The sequence below is a fragment of the Psychrobacter okhotskensis genome (assembly GCF_013248965.1).
Lineage (GTDB): Bacteria > Pseudomonadota > Gammaproteobacteria > Pseudomonadales > Moraxellaceae > Psychrobacter > Psychrobacter okhotskensis.
This window is the reverse complement of sequence record NZ_JABRVQ010000044.1, coordinates 1-7,935: the sequence shown is the minus strand read 5'-3', so window position 1 is coordinate 7,935 and position 7,935 is coordinate 1. Positions and strand designations below refer to the sequence as shown.

Annotated in this window: 4 protein-coding genes; all 4 read right to left on the bottom strand. The window is 39.4% G+C overall.

Annotation, left to right across the window (positions count from 1 at the left end; all coding sequences use genetic code 11):
- Positions 1–566: 566 nt before the first annotated feature.
- From HQR03_RS13710 to HQR03_RS13695, 4 genes are read right to left on the bottom strand one after another with little or no spacing between them, the layout of a single operon-like run.
- Positions 567–1,310 (bottom strand): hypothetical protein, encoded by a 744-nt coding sequence (locus HQR03_RS13710; protein ID WP_156915677.1) that lies wholly within the window; start codon positions 1,308–1,310, stop codon positions 567–569.
- Positions 1,267–3,792, bottom strand: a complete 2,526-nt coding sequence (locus tag HQR03_RS13705; RefSeq protein WP_025653317.1) for a M15 family metallopeptidase domain-containing protein — start codon at positions 3,790–3,792, stop codon at positions 1,267–1,269. Before HQR03_RS13705 ends, HQR03_RS13710 begins: the two co-directional genes overlap by 44 nt.
- Before the next feature lies 1 nt (position 3,793).
- Entirely contained in the window at positions 3,794–4,540 is a 747-nt protein-coding gene (locus tag HQR03_RS13700) for a hypothetical protein (RefSeq protein WP_025653316.1), read from the bottom strand.
- 32 nt (positions 4,541–4,572) lie between these two features.
- Complete coding sequence (locus HQR03_RS13695; protein WP_173240556.1) at positions 4,573–7,551, bottom strand: DUF2345 domain-containing protein; 2,979 nt, start codon at positions 7,549–7,551, stop codon at positions 4,573–4,575.
- Positions 7,552–7,935 lie beyond the last annotated feature (384 nt).

The window sequence follows — 7,935 nt, the reverse complement described above, 5'->3', positions numbered from 1 at the left end:
CTAAGCTTTTTAGTACTTGTTTGCGAAAATCTAGCGAGTAAGTCATGGTCTTTATAATAACAATTGAATTTGATAGTTAGTTTATAACACTTTTAGGTGGGATTGACTATATATTAATTAATCTAAGCTCTACACTTTCTGTAACATCAGAATTTACTTCAAAGTAGGCATTTTCGTACGATCGATTGGTAGGATCCGACTTTTTTATATTCTCGATTGAAGAGCTAACGATATCGTAAGTGAAAGATATTAACAACATGAAACCTAATAAAAGGATAACTCTCATAGTCATAAAGTCAGTTCCTTTTATTATGGATTGACTATATCTGTATCTGCTTTTAACGATGATTGAGTAGTATTCGTCCCTAACTTTGAGTTTATGTCATTGCCATTATGGACATCAGTTACAGGAAGTTGAACAGTAGGATCGCTACAAGCTTGTAGAGCCAATATAACTAGTATTTTTTTCATAAAATATAAATTTCTATCCAATATAATCTTCCAAGGCTTTAAAACGAAGCCCTATGCTTACTTATAATAGGCATAGTACTAATTTTAATAAAAAATCACTCTATATCAAGATAATCAATATCTTCACATGTTTCGATAAGATCTGCATCTATGCGTCGATACGCATAAGCTAATCTAGCCTGCTTTAACTCATTATCCCAAATACTTAGATGCTCAGACTCTATGCTTGAACAAGTATTTAAATAATCAGATTTGTTATCAGAATTTAGATCTAATCCAATCATTTTGCCGTTTTCAGTAAAAATCTTGATATCTTCATTTTTAAACACATAACCGTTTACCGTATATTGAAAATTCTCTGAAAATACCGCTGTATGCGTGTATTCTTGAGTATTAAAATATTCATTACATAAATTTATCTGATCTGGATTAACTTCAATACTTTGAAGTTTGATTATAGGCACTTCTGATGTATCTAAATCTAGAAAAAATCCTTTTTTTATATTTTCAGGATAGTTAATGCAAGCAAGCGTTTTATCATTCTCTTCTATTCCTATAGTATTGAAGCTTCCACCAATTGCATAGCTTTCACTATCTTTAAGTACAATAGTTTCCTTATTCAAGTTTTCTGGTAATACAGCAGTTTCTTCATTTACTTCTTCTTTTAACAATAAATCTGACTCCTTATCTACTGCTTCTAGTGTAATAGTTTCCTTATCTACTTCTTCTAACTGTGTGCAACCTATTATTAGACTTAATAACAATAATTTAACTACTACATATTTAAGCTTCATATTATCTTCCAGTTTGTGACCAATGCGGCTTGTCTTTACTTCCATACCAAATAACGGATACTTTCTTCCCAGCAGCAACTAAATCATTAAATTCATTTATCTTATATTTGTTACCATTTAAACTAATTGTCTTACCTGAATAGTTAGTGACTGTCATATCTACTGCAAGGCCTACATTATGGTTAGAATTAGATGGTTTTCCAACAGGGTTGCCTCCAATACCATAAGAAGCATGCATAGCTCTAGCAGCTTCAACAGCTTTACTCTTATTTCCACCATGAGTCCAATCAATATTGACACCAGGCCATGGAGGAACTTTTTCTGGACTAATTTTGCCTCTTTTTATATTAGTTGAATAGTACATTAGATAAGATCTTGCATCAGGACGATATGTAGTAGAAATACGAACTGAGATGTTAGCAGCTTTCAATGCACTAATAAATTTCTTAGCATTAGATTTAAACGGTTCTGATAAATCATCTAAACTTGTACTTGCTTTAAACCTGCTATGCCAATGTGCACCACTTGGATCTAACTTAGGCTTTTTAGCCTTATAAACATAAGCAACACCGTTTTTATCACTATTAGCGATGATAGTACCTTTCTTAATTTCCTTACCATTCTCGTTAACTATCACCGCAATGCTGATACCCACATCTGAATCATGCGTACGACCTCTTGTGCCATCACTACCAGTAGTAGAAGCATTTTTGCCATACTTAGTAGATTGAGTCCAATAAGTTAATCCTGATAAAGGCTTATCTGTTGCTTCATCTAAAAACTTAATCGTGATCTTTGCTTGTTTCGTCCTAACTTCATGTGTTGGGCCTTGTTGTGTTACTTTGTCATCGCGTATGACAGTGCCTTTATTAACTTCACTTGAAGTACTAGGTTTTGTAGAGCTGGGCTTTTGAGAGGGCGGCGTAGTTGAGGGCGCATTACTAGTGGAAGCAGAGCCTGTTGAACTGCTATTATTTTCAATCAGTTTATCAGTGCTGTATGTCCATTCAGTTGAGCCATCAGTGACAATATTACTGGTAAATTTATTTGCGGCTACATGAATGACTTTTAGTTGCTGTCCCGCCAGTGCTTTAACAGTGGCTATGCCTCTTGCATTGGCTTTTCTAATCTCAGAGGTACGCCCACGGTAGACGGTTTTAAACTCGTAATTAGGTACAGGCTTTTTGTTTTTATCAATGAATATAAGTTGTAGGGTTACGACAGGAACTTTAAGTACTTTGGTCTGTCCGTTCAAGTCTCCTGTCACTGGAAATGCCATGCTGTAGATTGATTGCTTTTTACCGCCGTCATCATCAAGATAAACACTGATAGATTGGCTAATATCAGCTTTTATACCTGACTCAATACCTGAGCTGTCAGTTCGATGCGGTTTGATATTGTTTTTATACTCAAGGTGGTAGGTTGCTTTTGGCAATGGTTTGCCCGTGTCTGCTTCTACTAGTTTTATGTTAAAGGTGACTTCATCAATTTTCTCATTATTATCGCTACCTTCACTGTGTTGATTTGATCCAATTGGTTCAACGCTATTGGTACTGCTATCGGTATCTTTACTTTCTTTAGTAGTTTGTAATTTTTCATGTTTTGATAGTTTGGAAGAATACTTGCTTTCACCTAGATATAATATCTCATAACCTTGTAGCTGATCTGCTTTTTGAATTATTGTTTCAACAAGATTGGCATCTATTTTTAACTGAATTTTTGCTTCTGGATGTCTGACTATTATGGGTAAATTACCATCTTTGTCTGTTTTATGAGTAACTACTATTTTACCCAAATTAAATGTACCCTTAAATTCAGAGCTGATTTCAACTTCTTTGTTAGGAATGCCAACTTTTTTAGCATCTACAATTTTCACGTATACTTTTCGTTTACAACAAGTTTGAAGGTTATAATGAGCAAATAGACTCATATATTTACCAACACTGGTTTTATTACCGTCAACTTTGTTAATTTTTCCATTTGATGTCAGAAAATCTACTACAGCATCATCACCTTTTAGGTGTCTAGCTGCAATGACTCCCGATTCTGTTACTTCAAAAGGATCAAGATCTTTCGCTTCTGTAATAGTTTTACCATAAAATTCATTTGCATTTATATTTCTCATATAGTTGCATAAGCGGTCAATCCAATATTGGATTGCTTTCAATTGTATTTCACCACTATTTCTAAAGACATCAAATGATGAAGCACCGTACTTATTAGTCCAATATTTATCTTTTTTGTTTCCCCAATCCTGATGTTCACCATTTCTAGTTTTGTCTTTTTTATAACAACCTACATCTTCTAGTGCTATCTCAGAAAATTGGAATAGCCCTACATAGTCCCAAGGGTTCAGCCTTCTAACAGATGCTGGATTGTCTACATACCCGCCTTCTTTGTTTTTACCCTTATAAGTATAAGAATAGCGTAGATCTGAGGATGATTCTTGTCTAGAAACCGCTCTAATGTAGCCGACTCTATCAGGAGTATAAGTAACATCTTTAACTGGTTTTACTAGTGAGCTCATATTACTTTTCCCCCGTTATTGATAACTGTTTTTTACAAGCATTAGGAGCGTAGCTATGATTTAGAGGATCTTGTTTATCAATATATTTTCGTAATAGCTCTTTAGTACGCTGCTCATTACCCGTTATATTATCTTTGATAAATGAACAACCATCGTATAGCATACCTGTCATATTATAATTGGTTGGATTAAAGATATAGAATACTTGCCCTATAGCACACTTATTATCGAAGCAAATCTCGTTGAATACATACTTTTTATTAGTGCTTATATCTTGTATATATACTCCTGCATTTTGAGAACCCAGTGCATAAAGTTCTTTTTTAGCAAGATCTATAGGGTTGACGAGTTTGGAAATCATTTTTTGAAAGGCTTTGTCGTATCTTTTATCATAATTAGGATTACTACCTTCTATCGTTGGCAATTTCTCATTCACCAGTTCAAATGGATAAGTAGTGAATTTCCCATCGCTATACTCATAATCTACATACCGAAAAGGAACTTCATCGATTGCCAGTTCTTTATTTAGTTTATCGATATAGCTCACTGAATCTGGTTCATTGGTTTGGTTGAAAGATTCGTTTACTTCTTCTTTTGGATTAGGAATCATCTTAAGCTGAACGCGTGGTATGCTATCTAAATAATTTTGATAATCTTCTTCGTTTGTGGTTTGAGCTACACTGATGAATGGTATAGTAAAGAGGAATATCGAAAAGAAGCATAGATTTTTATTGCTTAATAAGTACATAGGTTATCCTATAAATTTACTCTGTAAGAGGTCTAACAGCCAAAGTCGTCTTCATCATGTGCATGATTATCGCCACAATCTTCAAATAGGTCTTCAATAGAGCAATTATTGCACTCCATCTGATCTGATACATCAGTGACCTTAATCTCTCCTTTATGGTTCACGTTGCCAAGAATCTCTAGCTCAACCTTCTCAGCTTTATCTCCAAATACTCTTAATGTCTGACCCTCTTCATCAAGTTTACCCTCAAACTCTGTTCCTTTAGAGTGATTAATTAGCTTGTAACTGATGCCTTGGTCTATTAAATCTTGTGGCAGTAATTTTTTAAGATCAAATGCTTTACTAAACAACCCTGAAGTCGGCAAAGCAATTACTGGCGCATTAACCTTACCACCCATTACCAAACTCTTCTTCACCGCCTTGATCTTAATCTCTCCCGGGCACACCAACTTAATCCCACTATCATCTATCGTAATCGATGCTCCTGCTGAGGTCTGCAGCTTAATCCGCTTTGGACTGGAGATATTCACCTGTCCAGCCTCACTACCAATCGTCATGCTTTGTTGACTGTGCAGCTGCAACTCACCGCCTTGGGCTTGTATCGCGACAGGCTTGGTATTGGCACTGATATGCAGTCCTGATAGAGCAGCTTGCCCAGCAATGCCTGATAGCGACTCGATACGATCTGCCATCAGCGTATAATTGCCTGCCACCACATCCGACTGCGTGCTGCCTGATTGGCGGACGATGGTCTTTGCGGTGGTTAGGGTGTTGCTGGCTGAGGTCAGAATACTGTCTTTACTCACTATCGATACATCGGGTGCACCCAGCACTTCGGTGTTCATACTCTCGTCGATGACTTGCGCTGCCTTTTCAAACGCTTTTATAGAATCGTTAGCACTACTTATCTCTTTCGTCGATTGCAGGTGTGCTTGTTTGGCCTCTGCTAAGGTCTCATTCAGCTCAGCACCGAGTTTTAACTGTCGTTGTCCTGCATCATTCACCCAAGCCGACTCGTGCTCGCTTTGCGTGTGTCTGATACCAAAGGTGGAGAGCAAGACTCCGCTATCCGCTGTGGCTTGTAGTCCATGGTCAGTGGCAAGGTTGATGCCTTGTCCGCTGGTGGTCGATTGATGATTGCTGTAGCGATGACGGAGCACGCCTAATTCTAGGATGTGCTCATCAGGAGCAAAGGTCGCTTTGTCTGTTATCGTTGGGTTTTGCGCATTGGCACGACTAGCGGTATTGACCGCCCACTGCAGGCCACTCTTATTTGGAGTGTCATCAAAGCTTAGTGCAACCTCAGAGTTAGAAGTCAGTCCGTATTGAGCAATACCGGATAGCCAGCCACTATGAGTATCATCCTCACAGATTTGCGAGTGACCAAGGCCACCACCATGCCATCTTGGCGAGGATCCGCCTTGTAGGTTATGTCTGTTGGATAGTCCGGCATCACGGCTAGTGATGTCATTGTCGTCACTATCGCCCATGCCGATACCGTCATAGAGGGCGCGGCTGATCACGGGGCTGTCGATATCGCCATACCAGTAGTTTAAAAGGACGGATTGTCCAAGCCTTGGGGCAAACTGCCAACCATGAGTGGCGCCTGAGGACAGTTGTAATGAGCGCAGCGGTGGTGTCACCCCGTTATCATGCGGACTGATACCTGAGAAGACTGGAGTGGTGATGGTTTGTTGTAGACCCTCATCTGTGACACTAGAGTCGTAACTTGGCGAGGATGAAGTGCTGGTATCGCCGGTACGAGCTTGGGTCAGACCTGTATAGGTGCTGCTCACAAAAGATTGCTGGCTTGGATAGGGACAGTAAGGAATAGCAGCATCTAGTAAGGTGGCGGTTACCCAGATACCAGTATCTCGAGCGATGTCGTAGCCATGCTCGGGTATGGCGCTAAGTGCTGTTTGCGTTACTTGCTTTGCGGTACGCGCTATCCAGTCTTTTATCAGCACTTGGTTGTGGTAGGAGACGCTGTCACTATCAGGCTCAATACCAACGAGGGTCATGCTGGTACAGTATGTAGATAAATGGCAAATAGAAGGTAGGTTGTTGATGCTAACCCTGCTACCGATACTTAGGCCACGCATGGCACCTGTGGCGCTATAATATTCTCTATTGCAGCCATTGGCGCGTACCCATTGCTCAGCTAAGCGGGTAGCAGATTCGTCGCTATATACCCGAGATGGTGCCCCTAATAAGACAGCAGTATCATCTAGTGCCAGCTGAGAGTCGTCATCTGCTACGCCTTCATAGATAGTATCAGCGGCGAGTCCATCGGCGCGTACCACCACTGTGCGAGTGCCTAACTGCTTGGCGATCATCTGTAGCTCGTCAACAGAGTCTGTACCAGACTGTACTGAAGACTTCTCGTAGCTATAGTCAAGTGGTGATAACTCATTCTCGTCTAGCGCACTGACTAAAGACCAATAGCCAAGCTCATCCACTGAGTCACCTGATACCCAATAGGTGGTGACCCCAATATCGGCAAGCAAGCCGGTAATAAAGTCATAATCGCTGACATCAGACTGCATACGCATAGCGAGCTGTGTGGTTAGTGGCTCTGATGAGAGTAGTTGCTCTGAGAGCTGCCAGTTAAAGTCGTAATCGCTAAGGATGCTGGTGATGATATCTAGGGTGGATTGATGGGTAAAGCTGCGAGTATGGATGGACTGGGTCAATTGCCAGTTAGGAGTGACAACATCAAGGGTGTAAAAGTGCATGGCCCCATCAGAATGTTGATAACGAATTGCCTGAATGACGCCTGTCCGACAAGTAGGCATCCGATCTGCAGATAGTGTGGTTAAACAGACAGTTGTGCTGATTAAAGATAGACATGCGTCGATATCTAAAAAACCATAACTGAACATTAGTATGTGACTAAAGGAGCTTTGATTGAGGCTACTTGTCCAGAAAAAGGCACTTGGATAAAGGGAGGTAGTTGCTAAAATGTCACTGCCAACGCTGATTTGGTGTAGACGGGCAGTTTGTGAGGGCATAAAAGGGATTCTCATCATTACGACATTAAAAGCAAAACCGATAGATTACCAACAAAAGTTACTAGACTATCCTATGAAAAAAGTATAGGGTTTATTGAAATATTGTCAAGTATTAGTAACTATTGATACACTTATTAGGACATAAAAGTTTGATTTTAATTTCTATGCTATAGTTTGGTCTTTGTGTTTTCAGTGAAGTAATCGCTAATATTTTTGATGATTTGGAAGATTTAATAAATGAGTATTTACGCACAAAGACTGGCCTCTCAAATTGAGCCCATCCCAGATTCTGTGTAACTGCCCTTTAGATTAAATGCCTGCTTATACGATCATCAAACATAATCATAAAGCGATTTAAAGCAGACGTCCAGTTACGAATGGGCA